A 26,302-nucleotide genomic window follows, 5' to 3' on the forward strand; every position below is an offset into this window, starting at 1 on the left:
TTATTATTTTTGGGAAAGGTGGAATTGAAACATGGCAGAAACAAAAGAAAATACGGCAGCAGTGGATAAGGCAAAACTGCTGGATGAAATCGAGGATAGGATCCGTACTATAGGTGTGTTGACAAGTGGAGGAGATGCACCGGGTATGAACGCGGCAATCCGTGCAGTTGTCAGAACTGCATTGGCACGCGGATTAAAGGTGCGTGGAATCCGCAGAGGGTACCATGGACTATTGAAAGAAGAAATTATAGATTTGACAGCGCGGGACGTATCAGATACGATCCAGCGCGGAGGTACGATTTTACAGACTGCAAGGTGTCAGTCTATGCGTACAGAAGAAGGACAGCAGAAGGCAGCGGCGATTTGTAAGAAATACGGTATAGACGGATTGGTCGTTATTGGAGGTGACGGCTCTTTCGCGGGTGCGCAAAAATTGGCAAATCTTGGAGTGAATACAATAGGAATTCCTGGAACGATCGACTTAGATATTGCATGTACAGATTATACGATTGGTTTCGATACAGCAGTGAATACGGCTATGGAAGCGATTGATAAGGTGCGTGATACTTCCACTTCCCATGAACGGTGCAGCATTATAGAGGTTATGGGAAGGGATGCAGGATACCTGGCCTTATGGTGTGGAATTGCAAATGGAGCAGAAAAAATTCTTATGCCGGAAGAAAAGGATTTCAACGAGCAGGAGTTAATTGACGATATCCTGGAGAACAAAAAACGCGGCAAGAAGAACTATATTATTATTAACGCCGAGGGAATCGGTGATTCTATCAATATGGCAAAGAGAATTGAGGAAGCAACTGGTATTGAAACAAGGGCAACGATTCTCGGCCACATGCAGCGCGGCGGAAGCCCCACATGTAAAGACAGAGTATATGCTTCAACAATGGGTGCTATGGCAGTAGATTTGTTATGCCAGGGCAAGTCAAATCGTGTAGTCGGGTATAAGAATGGACAGTATGTAGACTTTGATATAGAAGAAGCTCTCGCGATGAAGAAAACAATTCCAGAATATCAGTATGAAATATCAAAAGTATTGGCAATCTAGGAGAGGATTGATAAAGTGAAGGTGACAGGAAAGAAAGCAGCTCCGATCGGTGTATTTGACTCTGGAGTAGGTGGTCTGACAGTAATGCGGGAGATTTCCCGTCAGCTGCCCTGTGAAAATATTATATATTTTGGAGATACAGCGCGCGTTCCATATGGAAGCAAATCTCAGAATAATGTGATTCGTTTTTCAGAACAGATCATTCGCTTTCTCCAGACAAAGCAGGTGAAGGCAATTGTGATTGCGTGCAATACGGCGAGTGCGCTTGCATTGGAGTCTGTACAGGAACGGTTTGCAGTTCCGATTATCGGGGTGGTAATTCCTGGAGCACGTGCAGCGGTTGAGGTGACACAGAATCGAAAAGTAGGCGTGGTTGGAACCGATGCTACAGTGCAAAGTGGTATGTATACCAAAGTAATCCACAAGATGGCGCCGGATATAGTGGTTCTGGAAAAAGCCTGCCCTCTGTTTGTACCCCTTGTGGAAGAAGGATTTAAGGAACATGTGGTGACAGAGGAAGTGATAGAGTACTATCTGGATTCTCTGAGAAATACAGAGATTGACGCTATGATTTTGGGGTGTACGCATTATCCGCTGCTTCGTTCTAAGATACGCGCCTTCATGGGAGATAAAATACAGATTGTAAATCCTGCTTATGAAACGGCAATGGATTTGAAAAAGCTTTTGAAACAGCAAGGAATAGAAAATGACGGAGCTACCCGAGAATGCAGGCATTATGAATTCTATGTCAGTGATGCTGCAGAAAAGTTCCGTAAGTTTGCCAATACAGTTATGCCGTTTGATGTACCGACGACAAATGTAGTAAATATTGAGGAATATTAAGATATGACGAAAGATGTAATCGTAAGCATTTCTGGACTTCATATGGATATGATGGCAGCAGCCTTCAAAGAGGAGGACGCCATTGAGGTTATGACTCCTGCAAGCTATTACTTGCGCAATGGAAAGCATTATATCATATATGATGAAGTGCTAGAGGGAATGGCAGGGACAATCAAAAACAAAATAAAAATTACAGGGACAGACAGCTTGGAAATTATGAAAACAGGGGCGTCTAATACACATATGGTTTTTGAAAAAAATAAGAAAAACCTTACCTATTACCGGACTCCTTACGGACAGATGCTTGTAGGCTTAAATACCCGCAGTATGGAAATTAACGTGACAGAAGAGAAGATAGACGTGCTGGTGGATTACGAGCTGGATGTCAACCACGAGCCGATGGCAGACTGCCGAATTAAAATGAATATTACATCAAAAGACAGTAAAAATTTTTCTGTATTGAGTTAAGAATTCAGATAAAAATACCTTGTTATAGAATCGGCAAATTTTATGCGTTTATAATTGAATATTTATTTAGAGAAGCGGTTAGTCTTTAGAGATTGACTGCTTTTTGTATACTTAAAACTTACCAAAGAACTGTTAAGAATATTGGTTTGCTTTTAAGTTAAAAGATACAGAAATAGTTCAAATAATTAATATGTATTTGGAAGAAGTGGATAAAAAATTACCCGAAAAACAAATATTTTACCGTTGATATGTTGAAAAAAGAGTGTTATTCTTTCTGCTATACTGGGAATTATTATAAAAGGAGGCAAAAGAATGAAGAAGAAAAGAAGAAGGCGTCTATATGCATTTTTGGCTGCAGGCCTTATGCTGATGACTGCTATTTTTTCAGGGGGGGGGGCGTAGCCCAAGCTGAAACAACGGATGGACTTAAAGTAACAGAACTTCAAACAGAGAGTTTAACAGATCCTTTGGGATTGGATGAGGCACACCCATCATTTAGCTGGAAAATAATGTCGGATATTCGGGGAACAGTACAGACAAAGTATCAAATTATCGTAAATCAGTTAAATGCAGATGGAAAAGTAGAAAAACAGGTGTGGGACAGCGGAAAAGTTAATTCGGGTGTTTCGGTGGACATTGCCTATGCCGGTGATGACTTAGAGGCACGAACTCGCTATGCCTGGACAGTGCAGGTATGGGATGGTACAGGCAACACAGCAGTTTCAGACACCGCTTATTTTGAAACAGGGTTGATGGATGAAGGTTGGAGTGGGGCACAATGGCTGGGAATGCCAGATGAATGGAACGGTGAAAAGTATCATTATAGCATTGCATATACATTCGTAATTAATCAAGGTGTTTTTGCTCCGGTTTTTGGCGCGTCAGATGAAGGAAATCTGTATATGTGGCAGGTAAAGGCAGACGGTTCTTCCATTGTTCCTCATACGTGTACAAACAACAGCTTTTCTACTTTAACATCTACATCAGCAGATATTCAAACGGGTATTAAGTATGACATGGAAATTGAAGTGAATGGAAGAGAAGTGAATACCTATTTAAAAGAGCATGATGGAGAAACATTTACAGAAGAACATCTCGTGGCATCAGATGATTTAGAAATCTCTCCCGAGCTTGGAAGAATTGGATTTCGCTCTTATATCGATGGGGAAAATGCAGATGTGTATTCTGTGAAAGTAACAGATTTAGATAATGAAGAAAATAGTCGTTCATATGATTTTTCGACACTGCAGGAAAATCCATTTACTGGAGGCGAAGTAAAAGATGGCAGCCTGCATGTGCAGATGCTGAGTACCCCGAATAATGTGATTCTTGAAAAAAATGCAGATGATGAGGAGGAAGAGACTCTTACCCAATATTCATTGGAATATATATTTAAGACAGATAGCGGGACAACGCAGTTTTCTCCGGTATTTGGTGCAAAGGATGAGAATAACTTTGTTATGTGGCAGATGAATAATGGAGGTATAATCCCGCATATCTGGACAAATGGCAGCCCTTCTTCTATGGCAGCACTTAATTATCCAGAAGGGCTTGCGCTGACATCCGATAATACCTATGCCATGAGGATTGAGGTAGAAGGGAAAACGGTCAGGACATATATAAAGACGTATACATTGGGAGAAGACATTACTTTTACAGAAGAAGATGCGGGGGATGCGGTTCAGATGAACAGCGAAATTCCATATGGACAACTGGGATTTCGGGCATATAATTCAGAAGGGTACAATGTATATTTAATAAGAGCAATAGATGAATCGACACAAACACCGATTATAGAGATGGATTTTTCCAATATAGTTGAAAATCCATTTACAGCAGGCGAGATACAAAATGGCGCATACCATTTGACAAATTGCACGCTTGCTAATAATACTACTCTTCAGAAGAATCCTGTAGAGTATATTGTCAAGATACCAGAAGATACCGAAAGTGCTGAAGAACAAGCTGAGCTTTCCACTATCAGCGAAGAAAATAAACAGGCAGAAGAAAACCCATACGGTTTAGTGCGTCCGACTGTGGATAGCAGAGGATGGGAATTTACAGACTGTAAAGTCCCCCGGCTTCGCAGTGAATTTGAACTTGAAAAAGATAAGATAGTAAATGCACGTCTATATACTACGGCGGCAGGTATTTATGATGTGTATCTAAATGGAAATAAAGTTGGAAATGATTACTTTAATCCAGGTAATTCAGAGTATAAAGATCGGGTGTTCTATCAGACATTCGACGTGACAGAAATGTTGAATTCTGGCGGTAAAAATGTAATCGGAGCAGAATTGGGAACTGGATGGTATGCAGGAGCAGAATATCAGCAGATCGCGTTATATTATGGCAGAGATTTGGCTTTTTTATCTAAACTGGTAGTTACATATGAAAATAATGAAGAAACGATTCTGGTATCCAACGGCGATAGCTGGCAAATTACTACAGATGGACCTTTGAAATACGCAAATATGTACCATGGGGAGACCTATGATTCAAACGATGAGATGAAAGGATGGACAACCACAGAATACAAAGGATTAGAAAAAGATGGCTGGAAAAACGCACAAGCGACGAATATTAAGAAACTGAAACTAGGAGAAATTGTATCCCAGAGTTTCCCGACGATTCAACCGGAAGAGGAAGTAATGACTGCACAGACTGCATATCAGATTGCAGAGGATACCTGGATTTATGACTTTGGACAGAACTTTGCCGGAGTGGAGAAGGTAGTGCTAGATGGCATGGATGCGGGAGCAGTTATACGTTTCCGCCATGCAGAGATGCTAAATTATGACGAGTCGGGAAACGTTGTATCTATTTTTCAGGGAGATTACGGTGGAGCGCAGGCGACAAATTTATATACGGCAAATGGGGAGGCTGAACAGAGCTATTCTCCGACAAAATCCTATACAGGCTTTCGTTATCTTGAAATAACGGGGATAAACCATCAGTTGCCTTTGGAAGATGTACAGGCTTTTGTTCTCCATACAGAATTTGAAGTGACAGGAGCAGTAGAAAGTTCGAATAAAAATCTGGAACAGCTTTATAAAAATACGACTTGGAGTACAAGGAGTAATTTCATGTCTGTTCCAACAGATTGTCCACAAAGGGATGAAAGACTGGGATGGTCATTTGACATTGGAATATTTGCCAGAACATCTACTTATATCACAGATAATGAGGCTTTTCTGAGAAAATATCTGGATGATCTGAACGACTGCCAGGCGGCAGATGGGGGATATTCTAATATCGCACCACGAGGAGAAGAATTTTATTTCTCTGCAGGAGAAGGCGGATGGACAGAAACGGCAACAATCCTTACGTGGGAGTTATATCAACAGTTTGGGGATTATAATGTCCTTACAGAATATTATGATAATTTGAAAAGAAATCAAGAATACTTAATGAGTTACTTTAAAACAGGGGATCCGTCTACGGATAAAGACGGGGGATATGATGAATACCCATTAATCAGAACAATTGAGCGTGCGGGCTCATGGGGAGATTGGATGTCATTGGAAGGCTGCGATTATCTTTTGGGTGATACAGCATATGCTGCGTACAATGCTTTATTAATGGAGAAGATTGCGCTTGTCATTGGAAACGAAGAAGATGCGGCAGTATTCCATGAGAATTTTGAGACATTGAAATCTGGATTTCAGGCGGCATTTTTCGAGACGGATAATGATGGAAACTATACTGGAAAAATAAAAGAAGGAACAGATACACAGGGAGCATATCTAATGGCAATCGCATTTGAACTCGTACCGGAGGGAAAAGTGGCGCAAGCGGCAGAAAATTTAGTGAAAGATATTGAAGAACATAACTATCATCTGACAACAGGTTTTCTCGGAGTAAATTTGCTTTTGCCAGTACTTTCCCAGACAGGATATTCAGATATTGCCTATGATCTGCTTCTTGCGGAGGATTATCCAAGCTGGCTGTATTCTGTAACGACAGGTGCAACGACAATGTGGGAAACCTGGAATGCTTATACAGAGGAAAATGGCTGCCAGAATATTAGTTTTAATCATTATATGTTTGGCTGTGTATTTGGATGGGTATTTCAGAATAGCGCAGGAATTTGGTTTGATGAAGTGCTGGAACCAGGCAGTACAGAAAAGGCAGCTTATAAACACTTTATTGTAGCTCCAGAAGTAGACAAAAGATCAGAAGAACATCTGCAGGCAGTAGATACAGGTGCAGGAGAAAAAGTTACCTATCTCGGGGCGTCTATTGATTCAGCGTACGGGCGGATTTCAAGCAAATGGACGACGAATGAAGATGGAACGATAACATATGATATTACAATTCCGGCAAATACTTCCGCAACAGTAAAACTTGATGCAAAAGATGGCTATGTTATGACGGAGGATGACGGAACTGGCGCTAAAAATGTTATGACAGAGGATATTGCGGGAATTGAACGTAATAGTGTAAAAGAGGAAAACGGTGTTATCAAAATGGAAGTTGGAAGCGGGACATATAAATTCAGGCTTATGAAAGCCGAAGAAGTACCGGAAATAGACGAGCCTTCTGATAAGCCGGATGAATCAGAAACAGATAAACCGCATAGTTCATCAGAAAATAAAAATAATCTGGGGACAGACGAGGCGGTGAAATCAGTAAAAACAGGCGATGAGACCTCCATAAACCTATGGTTGGCGTTTTTTGTGGTTTCTGCGGGCATAGCTGGCAGTGTGCTATTTGTTGTACGAAAAAGAAAAATAAAAAAATAATGCTGTAGTCTTAAAAATTCTGAAACAGGTATATAAGACAGTATCGGTTCAGGCAAACAGATATAAATATTTTTGCTAAATTTTTACTAGGTCTGTATCTGAAAATCTGTTATAATACATGTATGTAAAAAATATACAAAAGGGGTTGTAAATCATGGGATTCCAGCCTAAAATTGACAGACAGACAGACAGACAGACAGACAGACAGACAGACAGACAGACAGACAGACAGACAGACAGACAGACTAGCTAAGTATGTCCTTTTTGGCGTGCCGAAAGAAATAAATAATATTGTATGGAAAGGTATGTTGCACTTACGGTTTATCCGTGAGTGTAACATGCCTTTTTGTATTCCTTCACCGCCAGGAGGCTAGTAAAGCTACACTTATATTTATATCAGGATTTAAAGATACGGATAATGGAAGGGAAAAGGTGTAGTATGTACATAAAAAAGATTTTTCAAATATTATTTTTAACAGGGATAACAGCGCTGGCAATGCCTGTAGCAGCTTCTGCCGCAAGTAACGGACAGATATGGGTAAATGGGGAGAACATTGTACAAGCAGAGGAGCATAAGGTGGCCTGTGGTACGGGGAGCGCTTCATATGATCCGCAAACGAAAACATTGACATTGGAAAATGCCGTTATTACGCAAGGCAATTCCTATAAGCGGGGAATAGATCTTCCCAGCGATATAGACTTGAACATAGTACTGACAGGAAATAATTATATCACAGGCGAAGAAGTACTTTCTGACGATGGTGTAGGTCAGGGAATATATGCAGACGGAAATATTAAAATAAGTGGTACAGGAACGCTGACAACAGTGACAAATTTGGATGCTTTAAAGGCTATGGGCAATGTAGAGATTGATGGGGTTGCACTGGACTTAACGGTAAATAAAGATTATTTTGCTATACATGCCAATGGGGGAGATGTTACGATTCAAAATAATGCTGTAGTCAAAGCGGAGAACCAGAAAGGAACGATGGCAGGAGCATTAATAGCGGGATGGAATTCAGTAAACATTGAAAGCAGTAAGATAAATGCGGTGTCTTCCTGTGAGTCAGTAATACAGTCAGGAAACGGTAGTGTCAATATTACGGACAGTCAGGTGGAGTTGGAACAAAAGGACATTGGCGGTACGATTTACGCGGGAAATGAAATTGCGATTTCGGGCGAAAATACAGAGGTAACAGCCACTTGTGGAGCGAATACAAAGATGGCTAATATGTATGCATATAACGGTATAAGTATCCAAAGTGGCACTGTAAAATCTATTTCCGGAAATAATGGACTTTATACGGACAATACTCTTGAGATTTCCGAGGCGGCAAATGTAACAGTTGAAAGTGCCAATACCGGATATACAGGAATGCAGGCAGCGGAAATGACGATCAACAGCAAGAATGTAACGATAAGCGGAGGAACGCGGGCAATAAATGTATTTGACGGCATTATAAATCTCAACGTGCCGGCATGGGCATCTGTAAATGCTGACAGAACAAGTATGGAAAAATTTTCGGCCGAAGAATTTACAGTGTATAAGTGGATATCTACCAAGCCAATTTACCTTTCGGAAGTGACAGATGTTGTGTGGGACACTTCGGAGAGAGGAAAGGTTTCTTGGAGCAAAGTGGATTGTGCGGCAGGATATGAGTTACAGCTCTATAAAGATGGTATAGAAGAGGAAAATAAAGTTGGAAACGCTGTAAATGTTACAGAGGGAACAACATATAATTTTAATCAGTCCATAGTAGAAGCAGGTACTTACTATTTTACGGTAAAGGCATTGGGAGAAGAGGGATATTCTTTTGACAGTGATATTACGAAGAGCAACTCCTGTGAATTTGCGGCAATGCCTGTAAAACCGGTTCCGCCTGCTGAGACAGACCAACCTGACAAGACAGTTAAACCGGCAGACTATACGAAGACAGATAAGGGACAAGAAATACCTAAGACAGGAGACAATACGACGCCGGAAATATGGATTGCGATATTGGGAATATCCGGTTTTGTAGGTGTATGTATTCTTTTGGGAAACAGAGCAGGTAACAGGAAAAAACTGTAATTGTATTATAGCGCCGATAGCTGCAAAAGCTCTGTAGCTATCGGCAGCTTTTCATATAATTGTCATATTGTTATGGTAAGTCTGCCCATTTACCGTAGATCTGTCTTGCGGCTGTTTCCACATCTGCCGCATCTATATCCAAATACCGGCAGAGTCTGAGGATGCTGGGCGGCTCCAGACCTGCCTTTTTAAAGAGATGAGGGGTTTGGAAAGCTTCCTTACGTGTACCAAAGAAAAGAATCCCTTTATTTGCCATTATGATGAACTTATCAAAATTTTCAAAGACAAATTCCATATCATGTGAGATGACGATCACAGTTTTCTTTTTTTCTTTTAATTCTCGGAAAATATTTATCAGTGTATTTCGCCCAGCTAAGTCTTGACCGGCTGTAGGCTCGTCAAAGATAAAAATATCTGGATCCATGGCTAATACAGACGCCATAGCCACGAATCTTCGCAGAGAGAGGGGAAGCTCAAATGGATTTTTCGTTCTGTATTTCTCCATACCTGTAATATGAAGGGCTGCATCGATTTGTGCTTTGACATTCTGTCCTTTTTGCCTTACTATTTTTCTGCAAAAGCCTACTTCCTTTTCTACTGAGGGATGGAAAATCTGATCGTCTGGATTTTGAAATACATACCCAACATGATGCGCGATTTTTGCAGTTGTATATTCTTTTGTATTCATGTCACCGATCCAAACGTTTCCATCGGTGGGAGATAAAAGACGGTTTATAAGTTTCGCGAGGGTGCTCTTTCCTGCCCCGTTATGTCCTATCAGGGCGATCTGCTCTCCACTGTCTATTGTCAAATCTATATGTTCGAGGACAGATTCGCTGTCAGGATAAGAAAAGCTTACATTTTGAAATAGAATATCTTTCATAGTTTATCTCTTTTCTGTATGCAGTAGTCTGTTGATTACGATAAGTGCCTGATCATAGGTTATGGGAATTGAATCAAAGGAAATCCCATATTGTTTTAATTTATTACTCAAAAGTGCCGCCTGCGGAGGAAGGACGCCTCTGCCTATCAGATCAGGAGAGGCGAGAATGTGATTGGTATTCCCACTGTTCGTTAATCGTCCCTTTTCAAAAATAAGGACTTCATCTGCATATTCTGCAATCAGATCCGTTTTATGTTCCGCAATAATCACCGTTTTTTTCTGTTCCTTTAATGCTTTTACAATATCAAATACATTCCTTGTCTCCTGTGGATCTAGTTGACTGGTAGGCTCATCCAGAATCAAAATGTCTGGTTCCTGTACAAGAACAGAGGCAAGCGCGGTACGCTGCAGTTGGCCGCCGGAAAGATGGAGAGGATTCTTTAATGCCAGGTCTTTGATATTTGTCTTTTCCATAGCCTGTATAACTCTGGGCTCTATGGTATCGGCATCAGCTCCCATATTTTCCAGGCCATATGCCACTTCTTCAAATACAGTATCCTTCACACCGCTTAACTGTGTAAAAGGATTTTGGAATACATAGCCGATTTCTTTAGCCAGCAATCCGCCGTATTCAGAAATTGGTTTATTTTTCAATAGTACCTCGCCAGTCAAAGTACCTTGATAAAATGTAGGTACAAAACCTCTCAGAAGAGAACAAAAGGTTGTCTTACCGGAACCATTAGCCCCGAGAACTCCATAGATTTTTCCGGCCTCCAGGATAATATTGATGTCGATAAGAGCTGGAAATTTGCTTAAAGGATAATAATAGGTGATATTTCTACACTCTATGATAGGAAACATAACATTACCCTCCCTGCCAGTATAAATATAGTGCATAAGGCGGCAGCCATGATCGCATATGTTTCATGTCCGCTGCGCTTTACATTCAATAAATGGGTCTTGGGACATTCTACCAGAAAGCCTTTTGTCTCTAAAGCCAATACCCGTTCTTCGACACCGGTTATAGCGGTCAGAAACAGGGGGAGCAGTACAGGGATAAAAGCTTTTATCCGAAGGAGAAGGTTTCCGTCGGTTTCGATGCCGCGTGCTCTTTGTGCATTGAGAATCGTTTTACTGTTTTGTGAAAGGACATCAATCATTTGAAAGGTGGAGAGCATAATATAAGCAGCTTTGTAGTGGACGCCAGAGTCTTCCAGTGCACGAATGATTTCTTTGGTTTCTGTGGTCTGAAAAAACCAGATAAAAATACCTGCTATATTCAGCAGAGTAAATGACAGGGAAATACCGGATCTTATTCCTTCCTCATATAGAGTCAGGAAGAAGAGGCGGAAAACGAGTCTTCCTCCGGGGATTAAAAAAACCTGTACGAAGAAGATAATGGCCGCAAATTTTAGTATATCTTTTAAAATATTGTAACCATTTTTGGAGATTTCACTTACTATGAGCAGAAACACAACAATACCAAATTCGGGGATCAGAAGCAGCGGTAAAGATAAACTTGTTATTCTGACGGTTCCGATTACCAGTGTACAAAATATATACAGGACAACAATAATCAGTTTTGCTGTGGGATAGAGTGCTGCGATTTTGTTTGTTTTATAGATTTGTATTTGTTCTGTGTAGTTTGTTTCCATAACCGGTCACCCTTTCTTTCACTGTATGGCTGATGATTCCTACATAGGCGGAAGTTCCTTTTGGTCTTTGATAAATGTATATCCGCATTTATATTTAATCAGTATACGGGGAGGAATACAGCGTATGACAGACAGGCATATAATAAAAGACAAGATTCGGTCTAATACAGTAAAGATGCCTTCCGTTCCCAGAAAGGCTGTCCATATATTGACACCCGCCGCCATTACGACAGCTGTGATGATGGAAGTTCCGCCTCCGGTAATTCCGCCGTACAATAAAACAACAACAGGGGCGGAAAGGATAATTGTAATCGCTGATATGATGCATATAGAAATGGGCCATTTCCACCAGGAAGAAAACATATTTTTATTTGCAAGAAATCCGGTTACAAGCCCTACTCCTATATTTACTATGATAAAAGGCAAGACAGATGGATTGATAACACCGGATACCAAATTTGACAGTGCTCCTGTAGCTGCGCCAACCCAGGGGCCGCACAACATGGAAACAAACATAGTTCCGATGGCATCCAGATATAAGGGGAGCTTTAGAATCGCAGCGGTCTGGCCTCCTACAAAGTTTACAGCTACGCCTATAGGAATGACCAGAATTGCCAGCATAGAAAAATCATGTTTTAGGAAGTGTGTTTTGTCTCTCATAATTCCCCTCTTATGTAAAAAATGCTCAATGTTTTTCATTGTTTCTTGATTTTAATGTTACTTTAGCACAAATAGAATGGCTGAAAAATGACATTTGTCAGTTTATAAATATATTCAGATAGTAAAAAATAGAAAGTATGATTTTCCTACCATACTTTCTATTTTGTTCTATCCTATTCCTATTTTGTGCTTAAAATCTCATCTATTTTAGGTATGGATAAAGCCGCACCTTTACGTGAGACAGTGATAGACGCCGCTTTGGCAGCCATTTGCATAGATTCTTTCGCACAGAATCCTTTTAACTGCCCTGCCAGATAATATCCTGTGAAGGTATCTCCGGCAGCGGTCGTATCTATAGCTGTGACAGGATAGCTTTCTTGTGTGATATGACCTTCTTTCCCCAGATAGAGAGCACCCCGTTCACCCAGTGTCAGTACGATTTCAGCATGAGGAAAAGCAGCATGTACCTTTTCTAAAAGCACATTGTCATTTCCGGTATCTTTTATTAATTCCTGTGCCTCAATTTCATTTAGAATGAAGCAGCTGATGTGCTCCAGATTTATATCAAAAATCTTACTGTCCATCGGAGATGGGTTCAGCGCAATATGGATCCCTTTTTTGTATGCGCTTTCCACGATATAGGGAATTTCATTTATCTCATTTTGCAGAAGCAGCCAGTCATCTTTTTCAAAATTTTTTAAAACACAATCTATAAATTCACGTGTAACAGCTTGGTTTGCTCCTCCGTACAACAGGATGCAGTTATCTCCCTGGGCGTCATTTTGAATGATCGCATTTCCCGTTCGGGTTTGCTCGGAGGTCATAACATAACGGGTATCGACACCAGCATCTTTTAGAATATCCTCCAGAAATGTACCGTCTGTTCCTATCATTCCCGCGTGATATACATGTAATCCTGCTCGGCTTAACGCGACAGACTGATTCAGTCCCTTTCCTCCGCATGAAACACGCAGATTTTTAGAGGAAATGGTTTCTCCCTTCCGTACAAAATGTTCGACTTCATAGACGTAGTCTATATTCAGGGAACCAAAATTTAATATGTTCATTATCGTTTACTCCACTCGCAAGGTCCTGTAAATATATTCTTTGTATTTATCTGGATGCAGCTTACTGCAGATATATACATTCGGTTCTTTACCGGAGAAGTAATTTACATCCACCAGCATGGAACCATAGCTTGGCCCATTTGTAACGTCTACCTCGCAGTAATACTTGTCACATTTATCAATACATTCCGGATAAAGAGCTGCTGCCATTGCAGATGGATCTGCCATGTCAAGATAGGCATCCCCAAAGCGCTCCTTATTCATTTCCATTAAGTCTTTATTGCAGTCAATGGCAAATTTGCCAAGCGTACTTCCGTTCCTGATTTTGTCGATTTCCTGTGGGTTCAGCATACTGTCGCCCAGGCAGGCATCCCATCCTACATAGATAATCTGGTCTAGTCCGGATTCCGTAACGACCTTAGCCGCTTCTGCGTCCTGCCATATGTTAAATTCAGCCACCGGCGTTACATTTCCTGCGCCCAGTCCGGCAGTTCCCATGATGATGATGCGTCCTGCCTTTTGCATTGCTTCATAATCGAGACGGAGGGCAAGCGCAATATTTGTAAGAGGCCCGAGAGCGACGATGTCGATTTCTCCCTTTTCACTGTTGCGCAGATGTTCCAGCATTTTTAGAACGCCATGTCCTTCTTGGGCTTTTAATCGTTTTGGCACAAGCCCAATATCACCCATTCCGTCATTTCCATGTGTTTCATGGGCATAGATAAGCTCTTTCAGAAGCATTTTGTCTGAACCCTTATATACAGGCGGTTCGTAAGTGTCGGCATATTCGATCGTTGTCAATGTATTGATCGTTGCCTGATCTACATGTACATTTCCTGAAACGGTGGAAATCATTACAATTTCATAAGCTGGGTCATTTAATGCCATTGCAATCGCCATTGCGTCATCAGATCCACAATCTGTATCAATAATAATTTTCTTTTTCTGTTCCATAATAATAGTCTCCTTTTATATATGATTCGATAAAATATACCTGCACAAAGGCATGGTTTACACTTCTGTTTCGGAAGTGGAAAGTTTTACTACCGCTGCCGCAATGATACATACAGCCAACATAATCAGAGCAAAGATATAAGAGAAATCAATTCCCAGGCTGGCGATAACTGCTCCTGTGATAACTGGTGTGAAGAAATCCGCAAAACCGCTTGCAGTTGCGACTAAAGAGCTTGCGACACTGATTCTTTTATATCCGATACGCGTAGCGATAGATACGATAACGCTGAACAGTACGCCTAAGAAAAGTCCCGCGATAAACAGTCCGACGAAATAAACCGGCGTCGTGTTGATAAGCATAGCGGCAAGGATTGCAATAAAGGCTACGGCACAGTTCATAAGAAGCACAGTCTGGCTCTTGATGTATCTTAAAACAATAACGAATACGGCGCCTCCGATTACGCAGCCTACATTATATACAGTAAACATAAATGCTGCGGAAGCCTCGGAAATTCCTCTGCTGATTGCGAAGCTGGAAGTATACAGGCCGATTGCGCTGGATACTGCGCTGAACGCAGCTACAACAAGGAAGATTCCCACATAGACGACGTAAGGTTTTTTTGTATACAGCGGCTGGATGTGTTCTTCAGCCTCTTCTGCCTGCTGCTCTGTCTCTTTTGCAAAGAAAGTCAGAATAAAGATTAAGACGGCAACTGCTGCCAATACAAAATAAGAGTAGTAGAACGGCAGTTTTCCTGAGAGCATAATTCCGATCAGGAAAGGTGTTACAGAAGTACCGATACCAAAGAGTGTCTGTCCTCCGCTTAAGGCGCTGGAGTAATTCTTCTTAAATACCATGCTCAGTAAAACCGGAGTTACTGCATCCTGGGTTCCCATTCCGATTCCGCCCAGCACTGCGAACAGCATTCCTGCATAGAAGTTTATAATCAATGGGATTCCTAATAAAAAGGCACCTGTTAAAGCTGCGCCGATGGCAAGGACTTTGAGTGGGCCGATCTTTTCAACCATACGTCCGGTGATATAGACAGTCAATACACGCCCCAGGGCATATGCGGAACCTAATAATGCAACCTTATCTAGTCCGATTCCATACATTTCTACTAGCTGCGGAAGGCTGCTTCCGACAAGAACGCACGCAGCACCGGTTAGAAAATACATGGCAAACGCCAGAAAACCTAACAATTTGTATCTGTTTTTCATGTTTACTTTTACCTCTCTTCCTGTGTGGTTAGTTAAAATATCCGGATATGCTTTGTGTATTTTTCACAAAACTTTTTTCTAACTTGATATTAATCTACCATAGTTATATAATACAAAAAATGACACATGTCATTTTTGTGATTCAGTTTATGGAGGCAGTATGAAATGCAAACGAATCTGGAAAAGGCTCTGAAGATTATTTTAGAAAAGAAGTATAACACTAGAAATCCAGTGCTTTCGCTTGCGGAAATCGTTCCGTCTAAGGATCTTCTGATATTTGAAAAAAATGAGACAATTCTCAACCAGAAAGAGCCGCTGGATTACTTTTATTTTCTGCTAAGCGGGCGGGTTTCGGTGTGGAATGAAATTTCCTGGAACAGCAACAATATAATCGAATATTTAGAACCACTTGAGATTTTAGGGTTGATTGAATACTTGAATCATACGGACTACTACACTGCTTATATTTTAGCGGAGAGTAAATGTACAGTATTTAGAATTCAGACAGAAAGATTCATACAGATGATACAGCAGAATAATGAACTGTGTTTTCAGACGCTTTTCGTTCTTGGGAATATCGCAGCATTAAATATGGAAGGCGCAGAAAAACAGCATTTATTTACCCCTGGAGATATATTGGGGCATTATTTATTTTTACAAGCGTGCCATCGCCGTCCATATACCTGTCCTCTTACGAGAGTAGCGCTGGCAGAAAAGCTGCATATCAATCTGAGAACTCTATACCGGCATATCTATGCACTGGAAAGTCAGAACTATCTGCGTATAAAAAAGGGGAAGATTGTAATCGAAGAAGAACAGTACAAGCTTCTTGCTGAGAAATACGATGAAATTATCCTTTGAGAATAAGACAAAATTTATCCAAAAAAAACGGCATAGTCACGAATCACTATGCCGTACTTTATGTATTCTGTTTATTTTCCTCTCAGCCGAGCAAAGAATCCTTTCTTCTTCGGCGGAGTCTCCAGCGCGCCGCGCACGCCTCTTACTCCAGTTATGTAAATTCCGCTGATGACAGCTTTTACCTCTTTCTTTACTGGAATCAAAGGAAAGACCTGTGCGTCGCACATCAGGGTCATAATCTTGGGGCCGATTTTAGCCTTTACTACAGGAACCTTAGTACGGCGCAGGTATTTGGGTGTATTTTCTAAAACAGCAGAAGGAAAACCAGCGTCCCGCAGCTTCATCTTGCCTTTGTCAATGACCAGTATGCTGACCGTCTGCGCAATGGCATCCATTTGTTCTTTCTGTGCCGCCTGTTTCTTTTCTGCCTTTTTTCCCATTACATATAAAACAATGACTGCGATAATTAATATCACAAGAATTACAAGCATTATTATCAATGGTGTACTCACGATAGAACCCTCCTAATTACTCTGTTTCGCAAGTAGTATTGTATCATTGTTTGAGGACAAGTGCAAGCAATTTGATATTTTGGGGTTACTTTTCCCATGTAAAACGGGTATACTGTGTATATGGCTTGCTTTTCCATTTCTGGTTGGCAGAAAGTGGAATGTGTTATGCGTAAAAGAAAAGGAGTTTTTGACGAATTATGAGTGTAACAGAAACAATATGGAATCTGTTGGTGGCAGGGTATGATTTTATCATGGATAATCTGCTGATTATCAATATACTGCTGTCCCTTGTTATTGTTTTCTTTCAGAGGAGGTCTCCGCAGACAGTATGGACCTGGCTGCTCTTGCTCTACTTCATCCCGATTCTGGGATTTCTCTTATATTTGGTGATCGGACAAGATTTTCATAAAAGCAGGATGTTTAAAGCAAAAGAAATAGAAGGGGAATTAAAGTATGCGGTGCGTCGGCAGGAGGAGACGATATATAGAAAGCAGTTAAGGCTGGCAAATCCGGAGATGGCGCGGTTTAAGGATTTGATTCTCTATAATCTGGAGGCAGGAGAGGCAGTCCTAACGGATAACAATGAAGTGCGCATCTATACGGACGGGAAGGAAAAATTTCGGGCGCTGATAGAAGAGATGAAACAGGCAAAGCGGTATATCCATTTACAGTACTATATTATACGGAATGATGAACTGTGGAGAGAGATAGAAAAAGTCCTGCTTCAGAAGGCAAAGGAAGGCGTGGAAGTCCGCGTCCTTTTTGACAGTATGGGCTGCCGGACAATGCATAATAAGGATTGGGAAAGACTGGAGAGAGCAGGGATTCAGGTGGCAGAATTCTTTCCGGCACTGCTGGGGCAGCTGCAGCTGCGTGTGAATTACCGAAACCACAGAAAAATCGTCGTGATAGACGGTAGAATCGGGTTTGTCGGTGGATTTAATATTGGACGGGAATACCTGGGATTGGATACGAAGAAATTTGGCTATTGGAGGGATACGCATCTTTGCATAGAGGGGGCGGCGGTGACTTCTCTTGCTGTCCGGTTCGTGCTGGACTGGAACTATGCGGCGAAGGAAAATCTGTTTTTAGAGGACAGACTGTTTGAAATTCCCGACTATGTACGACATGGAAGAGATCCGGTGCAGATTATTTCAAGCGGCCCTGATTCACAGACAAAAACGATTCACGATAACTATCTTCGTCTGATTCACAGCGCAAAGGATCACGTTTACATACAGACACCGTACTTTATTCCGGATGAATCGATCTTCGACGCATTAAAAATTGCCAGCCGATCCGGTGTGGACGTCCGTATCATGGTGCCTTGCAAGCCGGATCACCCGTTTGTGTACTGGGCGACGTATTCTTATTTAGGAGATATGGTTGCGGCAGGGGCAAAATGCTATGTTTATAACAATGGATTTTTACACGCAAAAACGCTTAGTGTGGACGGTATGGTGGCATGTGTGGGAACCGCGAACATGGACATTCGAAGCTTTGGTCTGAATTTTGAAGTGAACGCGGTGATATACAGTGAGCGTACAGTACAGAGACTGGAGAGAGCATTCGAAAATGACATGACAAAATGTACGCATGTGACAAGAAAGATCTATGATCAGAGAGGACTCGTCATACGGACAAAAGAGCAGTTCTCCAGGCTGTTGTCCCCGCTTCTGTAAAAAATAACATGCGGTGTGCCCTTTAGGGTATACCTTATCGGGCGAAGCCCGTCGTCCCGAAGGGAATAAGTTGCGGTGTGCCCTTAGGGTATAGTTTTGGTGAAGAGTCACGTATTTTTGCGGAAGGAACTTTTCACTGAAAAGGAAATGTGGTATAAATATAGGAAGCGCATAGAAGGCTTCGTATGGGAAAAAGATAAAAGGAGAGACGAAAATGAAAAAGAAAATAATTGCAGTTATGATAAGCTTGATGCTGACAGCATCCTTAGCAGGATGCAGCGGTGAGATTTCAAATGATTATATTACAATTACCCAGTATAAGGATCTGGAAGTTCCACAGGTAGAAAGTACAGAGGTCACCGAGGAAAAAATAGAAAATGTAATTAACAGTAATTTGGAGCTGGCGGCTACAAAAGAAAGTGTTACAGATCGCGCCGCACAGGAAGGCGATACTGTGAATATGGATTATACGGGAACGATCGAGGGCGTGGCTTTCGAGGGCGGAACAGCCTCCGGCGCGACAATCGAGCTGGGAGAAAACAGCGGTTATATAGGGGCGACGGGAGATTATGAAGGCTTTGCAGATCAAATTGTCGGACATAGTACAGGAGAGGAATTCGATATTACCGTACAGTTTCCAGAGGATTATACAGCAGAGATGGCAGGAAAAGTGGCAGATTTTCATATTAAAATAAATGAGATCTACCAGATGAAGACACCAGAGCTGACAGACGAATGGGTACAGGAAAACAGCGAAGAATCTAAGACGGTAGAAGAGTATAAGAAGGAAATTAAAAAACAACTGGAAGAAGAAAATACAGAGTCCGTAGATGGAGAACTGGAAAATGCTGTTATGGAAGTATTTCTGGAGAAAGTGGAAGTGAAGAAATATCCAAAGGACGCAGTAGAAGAACAAGTACAGGAGGTAAAAGAATACTATACGAGTATTGCAGGCGCATACGGGATGGAATTTGGCGATTTCCTTGCCAATTATATGAATGGAATGACAGAAGAGGAGTTTAATGAACAGGCAGAGAAAGCGGCGCAGAATACAGTGAAGAGAAATGAAGCAGTCAAGCTGCTCGCTGAAAAGAAACATTTAGAGCCGTCAGAGGAAGAATATGAAAAGGAAATCGAAAAATATGCTGAAGATGCCGGAGCTGCGGATGTGGAGGCGTTCAAAGAGCAGTATGGAGAAGACTCTCTGAAACTGGCTATACTCACAGAAAAGGTGGCAGAATATCTGGCAGATAACTGTATTCAGGTAGAAAGCTCTGATACGGAAGCGGCAGAGTAAAAAAAGAAAGATAGATACGAAAAAGGAGTTCCTATTGTATAAATGGAGGTGTCTGGATGAAGCTGGAAAATGAGAGACTCTGCGTAGAGATTGTAGAGAGAGGAGCAGAGGTTGTAAGAATCTATGACAAAAAGAAAAATCAGGAGATTCTTTGGGATGGAAAGCCTGAATTTTGGAAACGTCATTCTCCAATTTTGTTCCCCAATGTAGGAAAGACGTGGAACAATACGGTTTTGTTTAACGGAATCCAATATCCTTCCTCCCAGCATGGATTTGCCAGAGACAATGACTTTCTTTGTGTAAAATCAGACAAAACAGAGGCAGTCTGGCTTCTGCGTTCTTCTGATGAGACAAAGGAGGTATATCCGTTTGACTTTGAACTTTATATTACATATATGCTGGAAAAGAACCGGCTTCATGTAAAATGGGAAGTAAAAAATCATTCTGAGGAGACCATGTATTTTACAATCGGCGGACATCCGGCGTTTTGGTGCGCACAGGATGCAGAAAGCAGAAATGAATGTTTTCTGAAATTCCCTGGCAAGGAAAGCCTTGAGTATATAGGAGTAGACTTGCCAACCGGCGCGGCACTGCCAAAGACAAAACAGACACTTTTCTTAAAAGAGGGATTTTGTCAGATTACAGATAAGCTTTTTGAACTGGATACGATGATTTTCGATGGAGGACAGATCGAGGAGGCATGGCTGTGCCACAAAGACGGAACACCTTTTGCGGGAGTAGTATGCAAGGGCTTTCCTAATTTTGGAATCTGGTCGGTAAGAGGTTCCCCGTTCGTGTGCTTAGAACCGTGGGCAGGACGGTGCGATGACAAAGGGTTTGATGAAGACATTTCTCAAAAACCTGGGATTAACCAGGTTGAGGCAGGGGAAATATTTCAGAAGGAATATACGATAGTGGTAGGATAACTGGTAATCACCCATAGAATTGGAAAGAATTCTGTGGGTGATTTTTTTAAACTAAATATAGAAAACATTAATATTTTACAGAGGAATAATTTATTTTATTCTTGATTCTTCCAATGCTATACTTTAAACATAGAAAATTCTCAGGCTGTTTTTATACGTATAGACGATAACCGAGAAGAAAAATAAGATGGAGAGAAGGAGGTTTATTATGTACAGTATTGACTTAAATAGTGACATGGGAGAAAGCTTCGGGGCGTATAAACTCGGCAGTGATGAAGAAATTATCAAATATGTTACTGCCGCAAACGTAGCATGTGGATGGCATGCGGGAGACCCAATGGTGATGGATAAGGTTGTCCGTATGGCGAAAGAAAGAAATGTAAAAGTAGGCGCGCACCCGGGGTATCCGGATTTACTCGGCTTTGGCCGAAGAAAAATGGCGCTTTCCCATAATGAAGTGAAGAACTACGTTAAATATCAGATTGGTGCACTGGCGGCATTTGCGCAGAGCTGTGAAATGAAGCTGCATCATGTAGCACCTCATGGGGCAATGGGAAATGCTTGTCAGTACGATGAAGATATATCGTCGGCAATCTGTGAGGCGATTTATGAGTATGACAGAGATTTGATCGTGTATTACTGCGCAGGGGCAGTCCTTGGAGAGATTGCGGAGAGTATGGGGTTGCGAACTGCTTCTGAAATTTTTGCGGATAGAGCGTATATGGACGATCTGTCTCTGGTTCCGAGAAACATGGAAGGTTCTATGATCACAGACGAAGAAATTGCAATACAAAGGTGCGTGAAAATGATTAAGGAGGGAAAGGTCACCACTATTAATGGAAAAGAAGCGGATATCAAAGGCGACACGCTTTGTGTACATGGGGACGGGCCGAAAGCATTAGCTTTTGTCAGGAAAATCAGAGAGAAATTTACAGAAGAAGGAATTGAAATAAAACATTTATAACGGATAAGCAGTGCGGTTCGTTGTCTGGACGGCAGACTGCCGCTTAAATTATATTTATGGGAGGAATTGATATGGAGTATAGAACAGCGAAGAGAATGGAAAGTCTTCCATTTTCGGGGATACGAGCAGTAATGGAAAAGGCTACAAAGATGCAGCAGGCCGGTGAAAAGGTAATTCATCTGGAAATTGGCCGGCCGGATTTTGATACGCCGGAAAAAATTAAGGAGGCAGCCTTTAAAAGTCTAAAAGCCGGACATGTATTTTATACCTCAAATTACGGGATACCGGCGCTTAGAGAGGAAATAGCGCGGTGGGAGACAGAACATCATGGTGTGAAATATGAGGCAGAGGAAGTGCTTGTAACAGTAGGAGTGGGGGAAGCGACGTACGCGTCTATGGCAGCGTTTCTCCAGGAGGGGGATGAAGTATTGGTTCCGAATCCGGTATGGCTGAATTATATCCATGTGCCGGCTTCACTGGGAGCAACGCCTATCACGTACAGTCTGAAAGAAGAAAATGATTATCAGATAGATTTTGATGAATTAGAAAGCAAGCTAAGCGACAGGACAAAAATGATTGTAGTTGTTAATCCGAGTAATCCGACAGGCGGGGTATTCTCCTTTGAAACACTGGAAAGATTAAGCAGGATTGCCATAAAGCACGACCTTCTTGTTGTCGCAGACGAGATATACAGCCAGCTTGTATATGACGGAACGAAGCATGTGAGTATTGCTTCACTTCCCGGAATGAAGGAGAGAACCATTACGCTCGGCGGATTTTCTAAAGCATATTCCATGACAGGATGGCGGCTGGGATATATGTGCGCGCCAAAGGAAATTATTCAGGCGTGCGTCAGAGTCCATCAGTATACTATCACCTGTGCTTCGTCTTTTGTGCAGGAGGCCGCAATCACTGCGCTGCGTGACTGTGCCGGTGATGTAGAAAGTATGAGACAGGAGTACCAGAGAAGGAAAGACTATATGGTAAAAGCGCTCAATGAGATAGAGGGCATCAGTTGTAACAATCCCCAGGGAGCGTTTTACATCTTTGTAAATATTAAACAGCTTGGGAGAACTTCTATGGAAATGGCTGAATACCTGCTGGAGCATGCAAAGGTAGCATTGGTGCCGGGCTCTGCCTTCGGTACGGAAGGAGAAGGGTATTTGCGTATCTCTTATGCCTGCAGCTATGAGGAACTCCAGGAAGCATGCGGACGTATTGAAAAAGCCGTGGCAGAATTGAGAAAGAAATAGCTGTCAAAATAGCGGAACCGGAAGCAGTCTTTTTGTTAAAGCCTGCTGTCCGGTTTCTGCTTTATCTATTTTCGGCAGGGGCCCATACTTCTCCGAAAGTAAAGGAAGGAAAAGGATCCTTTAAAAATTCTTCCAGAGCATGTTCAAAAAATTCTACGGCGCGTTTGCTGGTCGTCTTTGGATACCGGTGTCTGATTTTATAACAGATTCTATTCGGCGGCGGGTTTTTCAGTTCGCTGATGAAAAGAGGCCGGTAACGGGAAAGCTCGCTGATGACGGAAACAGGGGCAATCATCCAGTTTTCTTCTTTTTTCCACAGTCGATCCAAAAGTGTGATGGTATCTGCGGCGATATGGGGTCTGGAGACGGAGGAAAACCAACGATCGTGCCAGAGCTGGAAGTTATCATCCCAGCTTAAGAAAAGCTCCGTAGAAGGATCCAGCTCGTCTGTATGTACCTTTGCAGAGGGAATGGAAGGGGCAGCAGACTGTATGAGATAAAGCTTTTCTTCAAAAAGCTTCTCTGTGATAATATTTTTGTAATGCAGCTTGTGATAGACAAGTCCTATATCAATGTTATGCTCTCCAAGCAGACCGTATAATTCGGAAGAATGGTGAGACTGGATATTTAAGTCAAGTCGGGCATGGTCTTGCAGCAGCTTGTCATACAGGGGAGCAAACACGGCGATATTAAGGCTGTCGGTACAGCCGATTTTCAGCAGCAGGGTTTCCTGGTTCCTTTTTAATTCTAATGTTTCCTTCCACAACGACATCCATCGTTCGGCTATAACAATGAAGTCAGTACCCTTTGGGGTTAATTCCACTTGCTTGTACCCCTTATTCCGGACGACAAGAGGAAATCCCAGTTCATTTTCCAGTGAAGTCAGCCTGTGGCTGACAGTAGGCTGAGACAAAAACAGCAGATCGGCTGTGCGGCTGATACTTTTTGTATTTACAATCGTAAGGAAGGTTTCAATTTCTGACAGATTCATAGGCATTCTTCTCCTGTGTAAATATAGAATTTATTTATATTATACAAAGAAATTATTCGTTTTTCAATTAGAATTGTCTGTGCTATTATGAGGACAGATTAAAAGAAAAGAGGGTTTTAAAATGTCAGCAGGATGCAGAATAAAAAGAAATTTTCAAAGACCGCCGAAGGAATTGGTGGAAGCTTTCCGTGGAATCCCAGTGGCTAATATAGACGACAATTGCGGAAGAATCGCCGCTGTAGACGCATGTATTTATCCGTTGAATCCAAAGGCGCGTCTTCTTGGCACTGCTTTTACGGTAAACGCACCGGCAGGAGATAACCTTTTATTCCACAAGGCGCTGGATATGGCACAGCCGGGAGACGTTATCGTACTTGCCAATAAGGGAAGTATGAGCCGCGCCCTGTGCGGGGAAATTATGAGCAGCTATGCGAAATCCAGAGGGCTTGCAGGGATCATTATTGACGGATGTGTGCGTGACAGCTATACGCTCAGTCAAATGGATTTTCCGGTATACGCAAAAGGCGTGACGCCAAATGGACCTTATAAGAACGGGCCGGGAGAAATGAACTTTCCTGTTTCTTTCGCGGGAATCATTATAAATCCAGGGGATATTATTGTCGGCGATTCAGACGGGCTGATCGCTGTGCGGCCGGAACACGCAAAGGAACTGGCGGAGGCAGCGAAGGCTTATCATGCCGGAGAGGAAAAACAGATGGAGGGTATCCTAAGTCGAGGAGAATGGCCGAGGCCCTGGGTAGATTCCAAACTGGAGGAAGCAGGATTTGAATTTGTAGATTAGAAGCGGCAGCCAGAAAATAACTTCCACTTATACAGACAGTGGGAGACAGACAGGTATTGGGGAGAAAAGAACGGAGGAAGCTGTAAATGGGAACAAAAACATATAATCCTTATGAAAATATGGTTGCAGTTCTGGAACAGGCGGCAGAGAAGCTGGGGCTGAAGCCGGACGAGTATGAAACATTAAAATATCCGGAACGGGAGTTGATTGTGTCTATACCGGTCAGGATGGATGACGGAACGTTGAAAGTATTTGAAGGATACCGCGTGCAACATAACAGTGCAAGAGGGCCCTATAAAGGAGGTATCCGTTATCACCAGAATGCGAACCAGGATGAAGTGAAAGCGCTGGCGGCATGGATGTCATTCAAATGCGCGGTGGCAAATATTCCTTACGGTGGAGCAAAAGGTGGAATCAAGGTTGATCCGACAAAATTGTCCAGGGATGAGCTTATCCGTCTGACAAGGAGATATACGACCAGAATTCTGCCCCTGATCGGGCCGGATCAGGATATACCGGCGCCGGATGTGAATACAAACGGTGAGGTAATGGGCTGGATTATGGATACATACAGTATGTTCAAGGGACACAGCGTACCGGGAGTCGTTACAGGAAAGCCGGTTGAGATCGGCGGTTCTATCGGAAGAGCAGAGGCTACAGGACGCGGAGTGACTATCATTGCTGAAAAATGCCTGGAAGACTCGGGAATGGAGCCGCAGGAGCAGACATACGCCATCCAGGGAATGGGAAATGTAGGCGGTACGGCGGCAAAAATTCTGTATGAAGAAGGCAAAAAGGTTATTGCTGTCAGTGATTGGTCTGGAGGCGTAATGAAGAGAGAGGGACTGGATATTCCGGATATTCTGGCATTTCTCTCTGACAGGAGCAAAGCGTTGAAGGACTATGAAAAGGAAGGAACAGAACATATCAGCAATGAGGAGCTGCTCACATGTAAGTGTGATGTATTGATTCCGGCAGCATTGGAAAATCAGATTACAGAAAAAAATGCGGCACAAATACAGGCAAGAGTAATTGTTGAGGCGGCAAACGGGCCGACTACCATAGAGGCAGATCAGATACTGGCGGAAAGGAAAATAACAGTTATTCCGGATATTCTCGCCAATGCAGGTGGTGTAGTAGTCTCTTATTTTGAGTGGGTACAAAATATTCAGAGCATGGCATGGGAACTGGATGAGGTAAATCAGATGCTAAAAAAGGTGATGCTCAAGGCATACCATGATGTAAGTAATATGAGTAAAGAAAAAAGCAGTACGATGCGCATGGGAGCGTATATGGTGGCTATCAACAGGATTACTACGGCAGGAAGGCAGAGAGGCGGTCCGATTTCTATGGCATAAATGTGCTATAATGTATGGAGATAGGA

At 42.2% G+C, this 26,302-nt stretch carries 22 protein-coding genes and 1 pseudogene; 14 read left to right on the plus strand and 9 right to left on the minus strand.

The features are described 5' to 3' along the window. Positions 1 to 31 precede the first annotated feature (31 nt). The 6 genes and pseudogenes from pfkA (at position 32) to ACZ5C4_RS02335 (ending at position 9,190) form a co-directional block, all read left to right on the plus strand. Positions 32 to 1,063 (plus strand): 6-phosphofructokinase, encoded by a 1,032-nt coding sequence (gene pfkA, locus ACZ5C4_RS02310; protein WP_464519612.1) that lies wholly within the window; start codon positions 32 to 34, stop codon positions 1,061 to 1,063. 21 nt (positions 1,064 to 1,084) lie between these two features. Continuing rightward, positions 1,085 to 1,906 carry a glutamate racemase gene (gene murI / locus ACZ5C4_RS02315; protein ID WP_464522293.1) on the plus strand — a complete coding sequence of 274 codons (822 nt, stop codon included), beginning with the start codon at positions 1,085 to 1,087 and terminating at the stop codon, positions 1,904 to 1,906. Between the two features lie 3 nt (positions 1,907 to 1,909). Then, positions 1,910 to 2,374, plus strand: coding sequence for a YwiB family protein (locus ACZ5C4_RS02320; RefSeq protein WP_464519613.1), 465 nt, complete (start codon positions 1,910 to 1,912; stop codon positions 2,372 to 2,374). Between the two features lie 443 nt (positions 2,375 to 2,817). Beyond that, positions 2,818 to 6,441 (plus strand): annotated as a pseudogene (locus tag ACZ5C4_RS02325) (family 78 glycoside hydrolase catalytic domain); the annotation flags it as partial. Beyond that, the gene (locus ACZ5C4_RS02330; RefSeq protein ID WP_464522294.1) at positions 6,418 to 7,119 is read left to right on the plus strand and encodes an alpha-L-rhamnosidase C-terminal domain-containing protein; all 702 of its coding nucleotides are present in this window, start codon (positions 6,418 to 6,420) and stop codon (positions 7,117 to 7,119) included. The pseudogene ACZ5C4_RS02325 and the gene ACZ5C4_RS02330, both read left to right, overlap by 24 nt. A 439-nt stretch (positions 7,120 to 7,558) precedes the next feature. Next, a complete protein-coding gene (locus ACZ5C4_RS02335; protein ID WP_464519614.1) occupies positions 7,559 to 9,190 on the plus strand; it encodes a hypothetical protein in 1,632 nt (543 codons plus the stop codon). A 70-nt stretch (positions 9,191 to 9,260) separates the two neighbouring features. On the opposite strand, the gene ACZ5C4_RS02340 is transcribed toward ACZ5C4_RS02335, so the two are convergent. From ACZ5C4_RS02340 to ACZ5C4_RS02370, 7 genes are all read right to left on the minus strand, one after another. After that, a complete protein-coding gene (locus ACZ5C4_RS02340; RefSeq protein WP_464519615.1) occupies positions 9,261 to 10,073 on the minus strand; it encodes an energy-coupling factor ABC transporter ATP-binding protein in 813 nt (270 codons plus the stop codon). A gap of 3 nt (positions 10,074 to 10,076) precedes the next feature. Beyond that, positions 10,077 to 10,934, minus strand: a complete 858-nt coding sequence (locus tag ACZ5C4_RS02345; RefSeq protein WP_464519616.1) for an energy-coupling factor ABC transporter ATP-binding protein — start codon at positions 10,932 to 10,934, stop codon at positions 10,077 to 10,079. Beyond that, entirely contained in the window at positions 10,919 to 11,728 is an 810-nt protein-coding gene (locus tag ACZ5C4_RS02350) for an energy-coupling factor transporter transmembrane component T (RefSeq protein ID WP_464519617.1), read from the minus strand. The genes ACZ5C4_RS02345 and ACZ5C4_RS02350 overlap by 16 nt, the downstream gene beginning before the upstream one ends. Before the next feature lie 39 nt (positions 11,729 to 11,767). Beyond that, positions 11,768 to 12,388 carry a hypothetical protein gene (locus ACZ5C4_RS02355; RefSeq protein ID WP_464519618.1) on the minus strand — a complete coding sequence of 207 codons (621 nt, stop codon included), beginning with the start codon at positions 12,386 to 12,388 and terminating at the stop codon, positions 11,768 to 11,770. A 179-nt stretch (positions 12,389 to 12,567) separates the two neighbouring features. Beyond that, complete coding sequence (locus tag ACZ5C4_RS02360; protein WP_464519619.1) at positions 12,568 to 13,455, minus strand: ribokinase; 888 nt, start codon at positions 13,453 to 13,455, stop codon at positions 12,568 to 12,570. A gap of 6 nt (positions 13,456 to 13,461) precedes the next feature. Next, positions 13,462 to 14,409, minus strand: coding sequence for a nucleoside hydrolase (locus ACZ5C4_RS02365; RefSeq protein ID WP_464519620.1), 948 nt, complete (start codon positions 14,407 to 14,409; stop codon positions 13,462 to 13,464). Between the two features lie 57 nt (positions 14,410 to 14,466). After that, complete coding sequence (locus ACZ5C4_RS02370; RefSeq protein WP_464519621.1) at positions 14,467 to 15,630, minus strand: MFS transporter; 1,164 nt, start codon at positions 15,628 to 15,630, stop codon at positions 14,467 to 14,469. Between the two features lie 165 nt (positions 15,631 to 15,795). Here ACZ5C4_RS02370 and ACZ5C4_RS02375 point away from each other — a divergent pair, with 165 nt between their 5' ends. Beyond that, on the plus strand, positions 15,796 to 16,491 hold the full coding sequence (locus ACZ5C4_RS02375) for a Crp/Fnr family transcriptional regulator (protein WP_464519622.1): 696 nt from the start codon (positions 15,796 to 15,798) through the stop codon (positions 16,489 to 16,491). A 71-nt stretch (positions 16,492 to 16,562) separates the two neighbouring features. Here the strand turns inward: ACZ5C4_RS02375 and ACZ5C4_RS02380 are convergent, their stop codons facing one another. Beyond that, complete coding sequence (locus ACZ5C4_RS02380) at positions 16,563 to 17,003, minus strand: hypothetical protein (protein ID WP_186876203.1); 441 nt, start codon at positions 17,001 to 17,003, stop codon at positions 16,563 to 16,565. Between the two features lie 197 nt (positions 17,004 to 17,200). Here ACZ5C4_RS02380 and cls point away from each other — a divergent pair, with 197 nt between their 5' ends. From cls to ACZ5C4_RS02405, 5 genes are all read left to right on the plus strand, one after another. Further along, positions 17,201 to 18,685 carry a cardiolipin synthase gene (gene cls / locus ACZ5C4_RS02385; protein ID WP_464519623.1) on the plus strand — a complete coding sequence of 495 codons (1,485 nt, stop codon included), beginning with the start codon at positions 17,201 to 17,203 and terminating at the stop codon, positions 18,683 to 18,685. A gap of 214 nt (positions 18,686 to 18,899) precedes the next feature. Beyond that, complete coding sequence (gene tig, locus ACZ5C4_RS02390; protein ID WP_464519624.1) at positions 18,900 to 19,982, plus strand: trigger factor; 1,083 nt, start codon at positions 18,900 to 18,902, stop codon at positions 19,980 to 19,982. A gap of 56 nt (positions 19,983 to 20,038) precedes the next feature. After that, positions 20,039 to 20,908 carry an aldose 1-epimerase family protein gene (locus ACZ5C4_RS02395; protein ID WP_464519625.1) on the plus strand — a complete coding sequence of 290 codons (870 nt, stop codon included), beginning with the start codon at positions 20,039 to 20,041 and terminating at the stop codon, positions 20,906 to 20,908. A gap of 208 nt (positions 20,909 to 21,116) precedes the next feature. Further along, positions 21,117 to 21,872 carry a LamB/YcsF family protein gene (locus tag ACZ5C4_RS02400; RefSeq protein WP_464519626.1) on the plus strand — a complete coding sequence of 252 codons (756 nt, stop codon included), beginning with the start codon at positions 21,117 to 21,119 and terminating at the stop codon, positions 21,870 to 21,872. Between the two features lie 71 nt (positions 21,873 to 21,943). Further along, on the plus strand, positions 21,944 to 23,125 hold the full coding sequence (locus ACZ5C4_RS02405) for a pyridoxal phosphate-dependent aminotransferase (protein WP_464519627.1): 1,182 nt from the start codon (positions 21,944 to 21,946) through the stop codon (positions 23,123 to 23,125). A gap of 61 nt (positions 23,126 to 23,186) precedes the next feature. Here ACZ5C4_RS02405 and ACZ5C4_RS02410 read toward each other — a convergent pair whose 3' ends face one another. Continuing rightward, entirely contained in the window at positions 23,187 to 24,116 is a 930-nt protein-coding gene (locus tag ACZ5C4_RS02410; RefSeq protein ID WP_464519628.1) for a LysR family transcriptional regulator, read from the minus strand. A 121-nt stretch (positions 24,117 to 24,237) separates the two neighbouring features. On the opposite strand from ACZ5C4_RS02410, the gene ACZ5C4_RS02415 reads away from it, so the two are divergent. After that, positions 24,238 to 24,918, plus strand: coding sequence for an RraA family protein (locus ACZ5C4_RS02415; protein WP_464519629.1), 681 nt, complete (start codon positions 24,238 to 24,240; stop codon positions 24,916 to 24,918). Between the two features lie 86 nt (positions 24,919 to 25,004). Continuing rightward, positions 25,005 to 26,276, plus strand: coding sequence for a Glu/Leu/Phe/Val family dehydrogenase (locus ACZ5C4_RS02420; protein WP_464519630.1), 1,272 nt, complete (start codon positions 25,005 to 25,007; stop codon positions 26,274 to 26,276). The last annotated feature ends 26 nt before the right edge of the window (positions 26,277 to 26,302 follow it).

It is taken from the genome of Mediterraneibacter flintii (assembly GCF_055387595.1).